Consider the following 13,344-nt stretch of genomic DNA (forward strand, 5'->3'; position numbering starts at 1 on the left):
CACAGGTTCGGTACATGGTGGCCCACAGGCGTGAGGCGAATCGTGAAGGAACACGAGAGCTTCACCGAGGGAGTCGGACACCATGCTCGTACAGCAGTTGGATCGTGGACCACAGACACCACGCAGCGCACCGGCCGTGGCCGTTCTCGGGCACCGGAGCCGTGTTGCCGGGCTCGCGCAGTACCTTCCGTCCGGCTGGTCGCTGCGGATGCTGCCCGCGCTCGACGACGTCCGCCCCGGTGAGCTGGTGGTGATCAGCGGCGCGACCGTGCACGACGTCCGGCTGGCCCGGGCCGTCCTGCCCCGGGAGACCCGGGTGGTGGCGCTGATCGACGACTGGGCCGCCTCCGAACTCGTCGCCGGGGTGCTCAGTGCGGGCGCCGACGTCTGCGTCCGCGGCGGCCACCCGGCGATCCTGGCCGGGCACCTGGTCGCCTGCCGGCGTCGCCAACTGGTGGAACGCTGGGTGGACACCGGCCTGCCGGAGGCCGCGTGACGGCCCGGTTCAGTGGTCGAGGACCCGGGCCATCTCGGTGCGGGACCGCACGCCCAGGCGGGCGAAGACGTTACGCAGGTGGTGGTCCACGGTCCTCGGGCTGAGCCGCAGTTCCCGGGCCACCTCCCGGTTGGTCGCGCCACCGGCGACCAGCGCGGCGATCCGTTCCTGCTGAGCGGTGAGGGCAGCGGTGAGGGGCGCGGCGTGCACGGGACGACCGGTGCGTTCCCCGGCGGCCCGCAGCTCGCGGATGCTCTGCGCCGCCCACGGCCCGGCGTCCAGCAGCCGGAACGTCTCGGCGGCCCGGCGCAGATGGTCGCGGGCCTCGATGTGGCGTCGCCGCCGTCGCAGGAAACGCCCGTAGAGGAGTTCGGTGCGGGCCCGCGGGAACCCGGCTTCGCCGTCGTGCCGGAGGGCCGCGCCGAAGTGCCCGTCGGCCGCCGCGGGATCGCCGGAACGGAGCGCCCGGCACCGGTCCCGGAGAGCGAGCCAGGCCGGCTGCCCGGTCAGCCCGGCCCACCGGTCGAACGCCGCCGCCACCGGACCGTACTGATCAGAATCGCCCGGCGCGGCCTCCAGCAGATGCGGGACCACCGCGAACCGCAGCAGCGCCGACCCGGGACCGGAGGTCTGCGCCACCACCGCGGCGAGCCGGCCGGTGGCCGCCGGGAACTGCCCGTCGCACAGATCCAGCAGCGCCAGCGCCCAGTCGCCGAGCGGCCGCCACTGGTCGCCGCGGGCGCCGTCGAGGCGTACCCGGGCGGTGTCCCGATCCCCGGCCAGCGCCGCGAGGACCGCGAGAATCGCCAGGTGGGAACTCTCCAGCCGGGGTGACCCCGCACTCCGGGAGATCGCCGCGCCGTCGAGCGCCGCCTCGGTCCCCGCCGCGTAGTCACCGCAGGCCAGCCCGGCCAGCGCCGCCAGTTCGAGGGCTTGCGGCACCAGAACGGTCGTCCCGCGGGCCCGGGCGATCACGGCGGCGCGCTGGGCGCAGGCGGCGGCCCGGCGTCCGTCCCCGGCCAGAATCCCGGCGGTTGCGGCCCGGAGCAATGCCGTCGGCTCACCGACGCCTTCGGCGATGTCCAGGGTACGCCGAAAGCACCGCAGAGCCTCCTCCTCGTCACTGGCGGCGACCGCCGTGAGCCCCGTGACGTGTGCGACGGTGAGCAGGGCCGCCGCCGGTCCGCCGACGTGTTCCGCCGGCGTCGCGTGCCCGCCGCCGCGTGCCGCTCCCGCAAGCGCCCGGTCGTCGATCACCCGGGCGGCGACGGCCCGGAAACGGTCGCGTTCGCCGGGGTGGCCGGCCGCCTCGCCCGCCAGGGCGAGCGCGTGCAGCGCGGCGAGAGGGTCGCTGCCGGTCAGGTCGGCGGCCACGTCCAGGAGCAGGTCACGGGCACCGGGCCGCCCCTGGGCGAGGCGCGTCTCGGCGACCAGGGCCCGGGCCCGCACCTGGACCGGTCCGGTCTGCTGCCGGGCGAGTGGCGTCGCGTGCAGGATCGTCGCGGCGGCATGGGCGCGTCCGGCCAGCCATGCGGCCCGTGCGGCGTGCACCAGCCGGGGCGCCCGGTCGGCGGGCGCGGGTGCGAGCCGGGCCGCCTGCTCCCAGGCCACGGCGGCGTCGCCCGGCAGGGCTTTTCCGGCGGCGTGGACGAGCCGGCGTGCCAGGTCCGCGTCCGGCCCGGTGCACGCCGCGGCCCGGTGGAGCAGCGCCGCCAGCCGTGACGCCCGAACCTCGGCAGCCTCGGCGGTCTCCGGAACCTCGTCTCGTCCAGGCGCTCCGGCGAGAGGCGCGAGGGCGTCCGCGAGCGCCGTATGGGCGGCCTGTCGCCGGTGGAGAGGCATCTCCGCGTACACCGTGGCGGCTATCAACGGCGACGCGAACCGCACGGCCGCGGCGTCGGTGGTGACCACACCCGCCAGTTCGGCCCCGGCGAGGTCAGCGGCGCCCGCCGGCTCCGATGTGGTCGCCGGGGGGAAGGTCGCGGCGGCGGCCAGCAGCACCGGGAGCGGGACGTGCGGGGGAGCGGCGGCCAGGTCGGCCAGGTCGCGGGCCGGGGCCGGCAGGGCGTCGAGCCGCGCGCGGAGGTCCCGCCGCAGCTGGTGGTCCGCGGGCAGGGCGGTGGGCAGGGGCGCGTAGCCGCGGGTCTGCTCCGGCGACAGCGCTCCGGCCAGGGCCACGAGGGCCGCCGGGGTGGTTCCCGCCAGCTCGATCAGGGCGGTGGCCACGTCGTCGGTGATCCCCGGGGCGTACCGGGCGAGCAGGTCGGCGGCCTCCGCCGGAGAGCAACGTTTCTGCACGAGGGGTGCATCAATCATGCGGGCGAGTTTTCCGGTACGGCCGGTGTCACGAAAGGGGCGTGTCGCCGGATTTCGCTGGATGAAATTTCCGCGGTGTTTCCGGGTTGTTGCCGCGGAGCCGGTGGTTTCGCCGATGCGTGCCGCCCCGGACCGTGTCGACACTGACGGGCATCGATTCGTCAACCCGTCCCCGAACCCAGGAGCACCGTCGTGCAACGTACCCCCGCTCGTACCCGGACCCGCCGTCTCCTGCTCGCCGCGGCCGCGGCCGTCGCCCTGATCGCCGGGCCGGGCGCCGTTCCCGCGTCCGCCGCGGCAAGCCCCTACGAACGCGGCCCCGCACCCACCCTCGCCGCCCTGCAGGCCTCCCGCGGGCCGTTCGCGGTCTCCCAGACGTCGGTGTCGCGGCTGGCGGTGACCGGGTTCGGCGGCGGCGAGATCTACTATCCGACCTCGACCAGCGAGGGTACGTTCGGCGCGATCGCCGTCTCGCCGGGCTACACCGCGCTGTGGTCGAGCATCTCGTGGCTGGGCCCGCGCCTGGCCTCGCACGGTTTCGTGGTGATCGGCATCGAGACGCTGACCACCCTGGACCAGCCGGACTCCCGCGGTGACCAGCTGCTCGCCGCGCTGGACTACCTGACCCGGTCCAGTTCGGTGCGGTCCCGCATCGACGCGAGCCGGCTCGCGGTCGCCGGGCACTCGATGGGTGGCGGCGGCAGCCTGGAGGCGGCGAGCGACCGCCCGTCGCTGCAGGCGGCGGTCCCGCTGGCGCCGTGGAACCTGGACAAGTCGTGGACCGAACTGACCGTGCCGACCCTGATCGTCGGCGGCGAGGCGGACACCGTCGCGCCGGTCGCCTCGCACTCGATCCCGTTCTACACCAGCATCCCGGCGTCCGCGGAGAAGGCGTATCTGGAGCTGAACAACGCCAGCCACTTCTTCCCGCAGTCCGTGGACACCTGGACGGCCGTGCAGGCGGTCTCCTGGCTGAAGCGTTTCGTCGACGACGACACCCGCTACGACCAGTTCCTCTGCCCCGGACCGAGTAACCTGTCGATCTCGGACTACCGCACCACCTGCCCGCTCTAGCGCCGTCGTCGGGAGAGGCTCTGAGCTACCACGACCGATACCAGGACTGGTATCAGGAGCCAGGTCGCGCCCGGTTGCGCGGCCTGGCCCGCAATCCGGGTCTGCCGCCGGATCTGCTGCTGCGGGTGATCGACCACCCGGCCGTCGAGTCCTACCACGTCATGGCGCGGCGGGAGTTCACCGACGCGACGTTCGACCTGCTGGCCGCACATCCGGACGCGCGGGTACGGGTCCATCTGGCCGAGGCGGAGGGCGCCACCCCGGGGCAGCGGGCCCGGATGCTCGACGACCCCAGCCCGGAGGTGATCAAGGCGCTGCTGGTGGGCCCGTACGCCCGCTGGTGGGTGCCGTTGCCGCCGGAGGTGACCGGGCAGCCGCCCCGGGAGAGGGTGCGGCCCGTACCGCTGAGCCGTGCCGAGGCCGAGGAGATGGCCCGGGACGACGAGGACGAGTGGCAACGGGCGAGGGCCGCCCTGGAACCGGCGTTGTCCACCGGGACGGTCGGCCGGCTCACGCGGGACCCGCATCCGACGGTCCGGCAGCATGTGGCGATGCGGGCCGGACTGACCGAGGCGGAGCGGGCCGCGATCGACTACCGGGTCGAGCAGGGCGACTACCTGGCGGTCCCGGACTGGGTGCTCGACGCGGACGGCGATCTGCTCACCGCGTGTGTCCGGTCGGCGCATCCGGGGCTGCGGCGGGCCGCGGCGTTCCACCGGGACCTGACCGCGGAGCACATCGCGATCCTGGCTGCCGACGACGACTTCCCGGTGCGCCTGCTGCTCTGCGAGTTCCAGGCCGCGGTGCCGGTCGACGTGGTCGTCCGGACCCATCTGGCCGGGACGACGATCAACATCGGGGACCTGCTCTGGCATCCGGCGCTGCGGGCCGCGGATCTGACGGGGTACGCGGACGACCCGGACCCGGGCGCCCGGGCGCTGGTGCCGCTGGACCGCCGGGCCCCGGCCGGCCTGATCGAGCGGCTCAGCCACGACGCCGATCCCTGGGTGCGCTCCGCGGTGGCCGGCGACGGCCGGTTGTCCGCGGAGAGGGTGCTGGAGCTGTACGCGGACCCGGAGACCACTGCCGCGGCCTCTGCCAACCCACATCTTCCGGTCACGGTGATGGAACGGATCCTGGCCGAGGCGGACCACCTGAGCGGTCCACCCCGGCCATAGGAGACCGTGCCGGCGCCACATCGACGGGGGGACGACGGCGCCGGCACGGAGCTTTCAGGAGCCGGCGGTCGCGGTCGGTTTGAGGACCGAGCAGGTCTCGACGGCCTTCTTCACGGTCGTGTCCGAGGTGTCCAGGTTCGCGGTGTCGGTGACGCCGTTCTCCTTCAGGCAGTTGGTGTACGCGGCATTCGCCCCGTTGCCGCCGCCCTGCTGTCCGCCGCCGCCGTTGTTGCCGCCCCGGCCGGCGCCCATGCTCGGCTTGAGCGACGCGCACGCGGTCTGCGCCTTCTCCCAGGTCGCGTCGTCGACGCCCTCGGGCTGGCTCAGGCCGCCACCGCCGGGGAACCCGCCGCCACCGCGCTGGCCGGCGCTGCCGGACGGGCGGGGCTGGCCGGACGGCCGGGCGCCGCCGTCGCCGCCACCGGGACCGCCGGAGGGCATCGCGCCGCCGGACGGCATCGCGCCGGGCTGCCCGCCGTTGCCGCCGCCGGGACCACCGGACGGCAGGCTGATGGTGACACCGTTCTCGTTCAGGCAGGCGACGTACTCGGTGAAGGCGCTGTTGCCGCCGCCGTTCTGCCCGGTGGAGTCGCTCGCCGTGCTCTCCTCGTCCGTGCCTGCGCAGGCCGCCGTGAACAGCAGTGCCACGGAAGCGATGAGCAGGGCGGCGGCGCGGCGGTGCGCCTTCGAACTGACTAGCGGCACGATGTGTCTCCTGTTCGACCACGGTCTCGCCCCAGGCGGGCGCGACCGTGACAATCAAACGGTCGGACCTGTGCGCAACGTCGGTGGTTGCTAGGAGTTAGCTAAGAATGGTGATCATGGCTTCGAGCGAACTCCCAGGTGGGACCGAGCCCGCGGCGAGGACGGGTCGCCAGACTTGCCGCCCATGGGAGTTGCACTGGCCGGTCGCCGGCGTCTGATCTGGCTCGGCGTGTCGGTCGTCGTGCTCGCGTTGCTCGCCTTCGGCGTGGTGCGTGCGCTGACGGCCGGCGCCACGCGGGAGGAGTCGAAGGCGGCCGAGCCCGCCACGGTGGACAAGGGCGCGGTGACCACCGAGGTGGCCACCACCGGCACCCTGCAGCCGGCGCAGACGCGCAGCCTGTCGTTCGCGGTCAGCAGCACCGTGGAGACGGTCAAGGTGCGGGCCGGTTCGACGGTGGAGGCGGGTCAGGTGCTGGCCACCGTGGACGACACGGATGCCGCCGAGGCCGTCGAGGCGGCGGAGGACGCGCTCTCCGATGCGCGCGACGCGCTGGACGACGCGGAGGACGGTTCCGGCTCCACGTCGGCCGCCGGATCCTCGGGCTGCTCGGGGACCGACGTCGCTGCCGCGTACACCGCAAGCTCGGAAAGCCCCTCGCCCACCGCGACGGTGACCGCCTCGCCGACCCCCACCGTGACGGTGACCGCGACCGCGACGCCCACCGTGACCACGAAGGCGCCCGCCGCGACCACGAAGGCACCGGCCCCGACGACCAAGGCGCCGGCCCCGGGGAAGACCACCGGGTCGAGCGAGTGCACCTCCGGCGGAGGTGGCCAACAGGGCGGCGGTGGCAGCAGCGGTGGTGACGCGATCCTCACCGCCCAGCAGCGGGTGAACAAGGCCGAGGTGACCCTGGAGGAGGCGCAGGAGGCCCTGGAGGGGGCGACCATCACCGCGCCGATCGCCGGCAAGGTCCTCGCGGTCAGCGGCAAGGTCGGCAGCCAGGTCAGTTCCGGTTCGACCTTCGTCAGCCTCGCCGACGTGTACGACATGCAGATCAGCGCCGACTTCCCGGAGGCCGACGCGGATCGTCTGGAGGTCACCCAGAAGGCCGTGATCACGCTCGCCGACCGGGCGGGCGAGACGTTCGAGGCCACCGTGGTGCAGGTCGACCCGGTCGGTACGAGCGACGGCACCCTGACCCGGTTCGGCGTGGTGCTCTCCTTCGACACCGCGCCGGAGGAGTTGCTGGTCGGGCAGAGCGCCGCGGTCCGGGTCACCACCGGCAGCAAGGACGACGTGATCCGGGTGCCGAGCACCGCGGTGCACGACGTCGCCGGGGAGAACGGCACGGTCCTCAAGGACGGTGCGGAGACGAAGGTGACGATCGGCCTGCGCGGCGATCAGTACACCGAGGTGGCCTCCGGGCTCGCTGTCGGCGACGTGGTGGCGAAGTCGTGGTAGGCGTCTCAGCCTGTTCCTGATCCTTTCATAGCGAATTCAAAGAAAGCGCTGATAGTTCTCTACGGTGCTCTCCGAAACCCGCGGCAACGTGGCCCTCAGTGACTCTGCGGCGCGGCCGTCCCGCGTCCTCGTCGTCGACGACGAGCCGAACATCTCCGCGCTGCTCAGCGCGACGTTACGGCTCGTCGCCTTCGACGTCCGGGTCGCCGAGACCGGCCACAGCGCCCTGGTCGCGGTGAGTGAGTTCGAACCGGACCTGATCGTCCTGGACGTCATGCTCCCGGACGTGGACGGTCTCGAGGTGGCCCGGCGGCTGCGTGCCGCCGGGTCCCGGGTCCCGGTTCTGTTCCTCACGGCACGCGACGCGGTGGAGGATCGCATCCTGGGACTGTCGGCCGGCGCGGATGACTACGTCACCAAGCCGTTCAGTCTCGAGGAGGTCGTGCTACGGATACGCGCGATCCTGCGGCGCAGCCAGCCGGAGGAGCCGAAACCGGACACCGGGATCCTGCGGTACGCGGATCTCGAGCTGGACGAGGACGCCCACGAGGTACGCCGCGCGGGGCGGCTGATCGAGCTGTCCCCGACCGAGTTCAACCTGCTGCGCTACCTGATGATCAACTCGGGCCGGGTGGTCAGCAAGGCGCAGATCCTGGACCGGGTCTGGAAGTACGACTTCGGCGGCGACGGCCGCATCGTGGAGTCCTACGTCTACTACCTGCGCCGCAAGATCGACCGGACCGATCCGCCGCTGATCCACACGGTCCGCGGCGTGGGCTACGCCCTGAGGCTTCCGCGCGGCGAGGAGTAGTGCTGCGTCGCTGGCGGCACTGGACCCTGCGTTCTCGCCTCGTCCTGGTCGTCGGCGTCCTCAGCGCGGTCGCCCTGATCGTGGCGAACGTCGCCGGCGTGCTGCTGATCCGCAACTACCTGCAGGACCGGATCGACGAGCAGCTGCTCGGCATCAGCCGGCCGCTCTCCTCGGCCGAGCCGATGCCCGGCGGGTTCCTCCCGCGCAACCGTTTCCGGATCGGTCCGGACCAGGTGACGTACGCGTACCTGCCGGACGGCACCCTGGAGCCGGACCGCAGCTCCACCCCGAACGGCAGCCGCCCGGCCGCCCCCACGCTCGCGGAGGTGGCGGCCCGGGCGCTGAGCCCGGAGCCGTACACGATCGAGGCGCCGGACGGCACCGACTGGCGGGTGATCGCGGTGGGCCGTCCCGGCACCGGCGAGTACACCCTGGTCGGGTCGTCGCTGGTCGAGGTGCAGCAGACCACCGAACAGCTCCTGCTGATCGACGCCGGGGTGATGGTGCTGCTGCTGGGGCTGCTCGGTTCGGGCGCCGCGTTCGTGGTCCGGCTGGGGCTGCGCCCGCTCACCGAGATGGAACGTGCGGCGGCCGGCATCTCGGCCGGTGAGCTGTCGACCCGTGTCCCGACCGATCCGCACACCGAACCCGGCCGGCTCGGCCTGGCACTGAACGCGATGCTGGGCCGGATCGAGACCGAGATGGAGGCGCGGACCGCCTCCGAGAATCGGCTGCGTCAGTTCGTCGCGGACGCCTCGCACGAGTTGCGGACCCCGCTGACCTCGATCCGCGGGTTCGCCGAGCTGTACCGGCGCGGCGGGGCCGCGCCCGGACCGCAGCTGGACGAGACGATGGCCCGGATCGAGGGCGAGGCCGGCCGGATGGGCGTGCTGGTCGAGGACCTGCTGCGGCTGGCCCGGCTGGACCGGCAGCGCACCCTGGACCTGCGCCGGGTGGACCTGCTGGAGATCGCCGCGGACACCATCCGGGACGCGCACGCCCGCGTCCCGGACCGCCCGGTGCTGCTCTCCGGGCTCGACGACGACGAGGACACCTTCGAGCCGGCGACCGTGCTCGGCGACGACCACGGGCTGCGCCAGGTCGCCACCAACCTGGTGGCGAACGCGCTCAGCCACACGCCGGACGGGGCGCCCATCACGGTCCGGGTGGGCCTCGGGACGGTGACCGTCACGACGGGGGCGGTCCGTTCCGGCCCGGCTACCCTCAGTGAGGGCGAGTCGGCGGCGATCCTGGAGGTCGAGGACGGCGGCAAGGGCGTTCCGGCCGAACACGCGCACCGGGTCTTCGAACGCCTGTTCCGGGCCGATCCGAGTCGTACCCGTGCCAAAGGCGGAGGTTCCGGGCTTGGCCTGGCCATCGTGGCGGCGATCGTGCACGGTCACGGCGGCTGGGTCGAGTTGCACGAGACGCCCGGCGGCGGGGCCACCTTCCGGGTGATCCTCCCCGCCATTCGTGACGCCGTGTGAGGTTCCGAGCTGGCTCCCAGGTTCCGCCGAAGATCCTCCTAGGACGTGCCCCCAGAGTGTCGGCATGAAGGTACGTCTGAGCCGCCACCCGTCTCTGGTGGTCAACGCCGTGATCGGCGTCGCGCTCGTCGCCGGGGCGTTCGCGGTGTACGAGACATTCTCTGGAACCGACGACGGGACGGCCGCCGTGGCCTCGGAGAGGACGGTCACGGTACAACAGGGCACGGTCACCAAGACCGTGACCGCGGACGGCACGCTGGAGAGCGCGAGCACCGCCAGCGCCAGCTTCACCACGGGCGGCACGGTCACCGCGATCAGCGTGAAGGTCGGCGACAAGGTCAAGAAGGGTCAGGTCCTGGCGAAGGTCGACCCGGCCGCCGCGCAGCGGACCCTCGCCGCCGCGGAGGCCGACCTGGACGCCGCCCAGGACGCCCTGGACCGGGTCGAGGCCGCCGGTTCCGACACCGCGGACGCCGAGAACCAGGTGGACGAGGCCGAACTGGCCGTCGACGAGGCCCAGGCCGGGGTGGACGGCACCACGCTGACCGCCCCGATGGCCGGCACCGTCACCGCGGTCAGCGGCACCCTCGGCAGCTCCGCCTCCTCGTCCTCGGGCTCCTCCTCCGGCGGCAGCGGCTCCCAGGGAGGCGGCTCGTCCTCCTCCTCGTCGTCGTCCTCCAGCAGCAGCGGCTTCGTCGAGATCGCCGACCTGACCAAGATGCAGGTCTCCGCGGCCTTCGCCGAGGCGGACGCGACCAGTCTCAAGGAGAAGCAGGCCGCCACGGTCACCTGGAACGCGCTCAGCGGCGTCGAGCAGAGCGCCAGACTCGCCGCGATCGACCCGTCCGCGACCACCTCGAACAACGTCGTCACCTACGGCGTCACGCTCACCCTGGACAAGGTGCCGACCGGCGCGAAGGTCGGCCAGACCGTCTCGGTGTCGGTCACCACCGGCTCGGTGGAGAACGCCGTCTACGTCAACCCGGCGGCACTCACCACCGCCGGCAACCGGCACACCGTCACGGTCGTCGCGAACGGTGTCCAGGAGAGCCGCTCGGTGGAGATCGGCCTGGAGGGCGACTCGGCCACCGAGATCACGTCCGGTCTGACCGCGGGCGAGCAGGTCGTCGTCAAGACCACGTCCAGCAGCACCAGCGGGACCAGCGGCCAGATGGGCGGCGGCTTCGGCGGCATCAGCGGCGGGGGCGGCAACTTCGGTGGCGGCGGCGCCCCGGGCGGCGGCGGCGCGCAGGGCGGCGGTGGCGGTCGATGAGCCGTCCGGTCCTCGAGGTGCGAGACCTCAAGAAGATCTACGGTACGGGTGAGGCCACCGTGCACGCCCTCCGCGGCGTGTCACTGACCGTCCAGCGCGGCGACTACGCGGCCATCATGGGATCGTCGGGCTCCGGCAAGTCGACCCTGATGAACATCCTGGGCGCTCTCGACATCCCCAGCTCCGGCACGTACCACCTGGACGGGGTGGACGTCAGCCGGCTGTCCGACGCGCAGCTCGCCCTGGCCCGCAACCGCCTCATCGGGTTCATCTTCCAGTCGTTCAACCTGATCCCGCGGACCAGCGCGGTGGCCAACGTGGAGCTGCCGTTGGCGTACGCCGGCGTCAAGCCCAAGGAACGCCGGCGCCGCGCGATGGCAGCCCTGGACGTGGTCGGCCTCGCCGACCGGGCCGGACACGAACCCAACCAGCTCTCCGGCGGCCAGCAGCAGCGCGTCGCGGTGGCCCGGGCCCTGGTCACCGAACCGGCCCTGCTGCTCGCCGACGAACCCACCGGCAACCTGGACTCCAAGTCCACCGACGACGTGCTGCAGGTCTTCGACGACCTCAGCACGGCCGGCCGGACCATCGTCATCATCACCCACGAGGACGAGGTGGGCGCCCGCGCCAAGCGGCTGATCCGCCTGGTCGACGGCTCGATCGTCTCCGACGTACGCCAGTCGCCGCTGGACCGCCCGCCGGTCGGCGCGGCCGCGGCCGCCGCCGCGATGGCCCGCAACCACGGCCGCGCGGCGGTCTACTCCGGGGGACGGCACTCACAGTGAGCCTCTTCGAAGTCATCAGATTCGCGCTGCGCGGCCTGTCCGCCAACAAGCTGCGCAGCGCGCTCACCATGCTCGGCATCCTGATCGGCGTCGCCGCGGTGATCCTGCTGGTCGCGGTCGGCAACGGCTCGGCCAAGGCGATCAGCGACCGGATCGAGGCGCTCGGCACCAACACCATCACCGTGATGAGCACCGGCCGCGGCGGCTCCAGCAGCACCTCGCTCACCAAGGAGATGGCCGACGCGCTCGTCGACCCGGAACTCGCGCCGGCCGTCAAGTCGGTGTCACCAGTGGTCAGCGCGTCCTCGGCGACCATGACGTACGAGGGCAGCGACCACTCGGTCAGCTCGTTCGTCGGCACCACCCCGGCCTGGTTCGCCGCCTCCAGCACCCCGGTCGGCACCGGCAGCGCGTTCACCGAGGACGACGTGGACCAGGGCCGGCGGGTGGTGGTGATCGGGCAGACCGTGGCCGAGGAACTGTTCCCCGGCATCGACCCGATCGACAAGCAGGTCACCGTCGGCGGCGCCCTGTTCACCATCGTCGGTGTGCTGCAGGAGAAGAGCTCCACCGGGCAGCAGGACTCCAACGACACCGCGGTCGCCCCGCTCACCGCGGTCCAGCAGGTCCTCACCGGGTACGGCGCGCTCAGCTCGATCATCGTGGAGGCGGCCGACCCGGACGACGTCGACGCGGCGCAGGACCAGGTGGCCACGATCCTGGACCAGAAACTCGCCGTCGCCGACTCGTCGTCGTCCACGCCGTACCGCATCCAGAACGCCTCGTCGCTGCTGGAGACCCAGACCGAGACCGCGGACACCTTCACCACCCTGCTCGGGGCGGTGGCCGCGATCAGTCTGCTGGTCGGCGGCATCGGCATCACCAACATCATGCTGGTGACGGTCACCGAACGGACCCGGGAGATCGGCATCCGCAAGGCCCTCGGCGCGCCCCGCCGGGTGATCCTGACCCAGTTCCTGATCGAGGCGAGCCTGTTGAGCGTGATGGGCGGCGCCCTCGGGGTGGCCGCCGCGCTGATCGGCAGCCAATTCGAGATCGTCGGCGTGAAACCGGTGATCGTGCCCAGTTCCATCGGATACGCCGTGGGCGTCTCCATCGCCATCGGGCTCTTCTTCGGCGGCCTGCCCGCCGCCCGCGCCGCCCGGCTGCGGCCCATCGACGCGCTGCGTTACGAGTGAGGATCTGACTGTGAACCGGTTGAACGACGAGACCGCGGTCATCCCGGCCGTGCCCCGGTCCGAGGCCGAGGCCCACGAGGGCCTCTCCGCCGAACTGGCCGCCGCCGCCCCCAAACGCTGGTGGAACAAGGGCACCGTGGTGCTCGGCGTGGGCCTGCTGCTGATGGGCGGGTTCCTCGGCGGAGTCCAGGCCCAGAAACAGTGGGGTACGTCCTCCGCCAGCGCCGCGGGCCCCGGCGGGTCCGGGGGTGGACGCTCCGGCGGCTTCCCCAGCGGGATGAGTGCCAGCGGGGCGCCGGGTGGCGGCGGGTTCGGCCAGCAGCAGGCCGCGTCGTCGGACACCGCCGGCAAGGTCAAGCTGGTCAACGGCACCACGATCTATGTGGAGACCGAGGACGGCAGCGTCGTGACGGTCAAGACCGGCGCCGGTACGACCGTCTCCACGGCCGAGAAAGGCAAGCTCAGCGACGTCAAAGCCGGCGACTCGGTGACCGTCGAGGGCGACACCGCCGACGACGGCTCGGTCACCGCCACCACCGTGACGAAGAAGTGACC

12 protein-coding genes are annotated in these 13,344 nt (G+C 72.7%); 10 read left to right on the forward strand and 2 right to left on the reverse strand.

The features are described from left to right. Window positions 1–82: 82 nt before the first annotated feature. A complete protein-coding gene (locus tag QSK32_RS33015; protein ID WP_285474059.1) occupies window positions 83–496 on the forward strand; it encodes a hypothetical protein in 414 nt (137 codons plus the stop codon). Between the two features lie 9 nt (window positions 497–505). On the opposite strand, the gene QSK32_RS33020 is transcribed toward QSK32_RS33015, so the two are convergent. Then, window positions 506–2,812 (reverse strand): helix-turn-helix domain-containing protein, encoded by a 2,307-nt coding sequence (locus QSK32_RS33020; RefSeq protein ID WP_157411541.1) that lies wholly within the window; start codon window positions 2,810–2,812, stop codon window positions 506–508. Window positions 2,813–3,004: 192 nt separating this feature from the next. On the opposite strand from QSK32_RS33020, the gene QSK32_RS33025 reads away from it, so the two are divergent. Beyond that, window positions 3,005–3,886 (forward strand): alpha/beta hydrolase family protein, encoded by an 882-nt coding sequence (locus QSK32_RS33025; protein ID WP_425394691.1) that lies wholly within the window; start codon window positions 3,005–3,007, stop codon window positions 3,884–3,886. A gap of 74 nt (window positions 3,887–3,960) precedes the next feature. After that, window positions 3,961–5,064: a hypothetical protein gene (locus QSK32_RS33030; RefSeq protein WP_285474060.1), complete on the forward strand. Its 1,104-nt coding sequence runs from the start codon at window positions 3,961–3,963 to the stop codon at window positions 5,062–5,064. Window positions 5,065–5,118: 54 nt separating this feature from the next. Here the strand turns inward: QSK32_RS33030 and QSK32_RS33035 are convergent, their stop codons facing one another. Then, window positions 5,119–5,769 carry a hypothetical protein gene (locus QSK32_RS33035; protein ID WP_045747596.1) on the reverse strand — a complete coding sequence of 217 codons (651 nt, stop codon included), beginning with the start codon at window positions 5,767–5,769 and terminating at the stop codon, window positions 5,119–5,121. Between the two features lie 184 nt (window positions 5,770–5,953). Between QSK32_RS33035 and QSK32_RS33040 the strand changes: the two genes are divergently transcribed. From QSK32_RS33040 to QSK32_RS33070, 7 genes are all read left to right on the forward strand, one after another. Next, window positions 5,954–7,234, forward strand: a complete 1,281-nt coding sequence (locus QSK32_RS33040) for an efflux RND transporter periplasmic adaptor subunit (RefSeq protein ID WP_285474061.1) — start codon at window positions 5,954–5,956, stop codon at window positions 7,232–7,234. A gap of 64 nt (window positions 7,235–7,298) precedes the next feature. Next, window positions 7,299–8,045 carry a response regulator transcription factor gene (locus QSK32_RS33045; protein WP_245674316.1) on the forward strand — a complete coding sequence of 249 codons (747 nt, stop codon included), beginning with the start codon at window positions 7,299–7,301 and terminating at the stop codon, window positions 8,043–8,045. 2 nt (window positions 8,046–8,047) lie between these two features. After that, window positions 8,048–9,532 (forward strand): sensor histidine kinase, encoded by a 1,485-nt coding sequence (locus QSK32_RS33050; RefSeq protein WP_285474151.1) that lies wholly within the window; start codon window positions 8,048–8,050, stop codon window positions 9,530–9,532. 64 nt (window positions 9,533–9,596) lie between these two features. Further along, window positions 9,597–10,805 (forward strand): efflux RND transporter periplasmic adaptor subunit, encoded by a 1,209-nt coding sequence (locus QSK32_RS33055; protein WP_285474062.1) that lies wholly within the window; start codon window positions 9,597–9,599, stop codon window positions 10,803–10,805. Then, on the forward strand, window positions 10,802–11,590 hold the full coding sequence (locus tag QSK32_RS33060; protein ID WP_045747599.1) for an ABC transporter ATP-binding protein: 789 nt from the start codon (window positions 10,802–10,804) through the stop codon (window positions 11,588–11,590). The genes QSK32_RS33055 and QSK32_RS33060 overlap by 4 nt, the downstream gene beginning before the upstream one ends. Continuing rightward, the gene (locus QSK32_RS33065) at window positions 11,587–12,789 is read left to right on the forward strand and encodes an ABC transporter permease (RefSeq protein ID WP_045747600.1); all 1,203 of its coding nucleotides are present in this window, start codon (window positions 11,587–11,589) and stop codon (window positions 12,787–12,789) included. The genes QSK32_RS33060 and QSK32_RS33065 overlap by 4 nt, the downstream gene beginning before the upstream one ends. Before the next feature lie 10 nt (window positions 12,790–12,799). After that, window positions 12,800–13,342, forward strand: a complete 543-nt coding sequence (locus QSK32_RS33070) for a hypothetical protein (RefSeq protein WP_052721175.1) — start codon at window positions 12,800–12,802, stop codon at window positions 13,340–13,342. The last annotated feature ends 2 nt before the right edge of the window (window positions 13,343–13,344 follow it).

The organism is Actinoplanes sp. NBRC 101535, from assembly GCF_030269225.1.
Lineage (GTDB): Bacteria > Actinomycetota > Actinomycetes > Mycobacteriales > Micromonosporaceae > Actinoplanes > Actinoplanes rectilineatus.

What these genes read in the sequence shown, in the direction of transcription:
- QSK32_RS33015 (WP_285474059.1), top strand. Translation starts at nt 83, where the DNA reads ATGCTCGTACAGCAGTTGGATCGTGGACCACAGACACCACGCAGCGCA.
- QSK32_RS33020 (WP_157411541.1), bottom strand. Translation starts at nt 2,812, where the DNA reads ATGATTGATGCACCCCTCGTGCAGAAACGTTGCTCTCCGGCGGAGGCC.
- QSK32_RS33040 (WP_285474061.1), top strand. Translation starts at nt 5,954, where the DNA reads ATGGGAGTTGCACTGGCCGGTCGCCGGCGTCTGATCTGGCTCGGCGTG.
- QSK32_RS33055 (WP_285474062.1), top strand. Translation starts at nt 9,597, where the DNA reads ATGAAGGTACGTCTGAGCCGCCACCCGTCTCTGGTGGTCAACGCCGTG.
- QSK32_RS33060 (WP_045747599.1), top strand. Translation starts at nt 10,802, where the DNA reads ATGAGCCGTCCGGTCCTCGAGGTGCGAGACCTCAAGAAGATCTACGGT.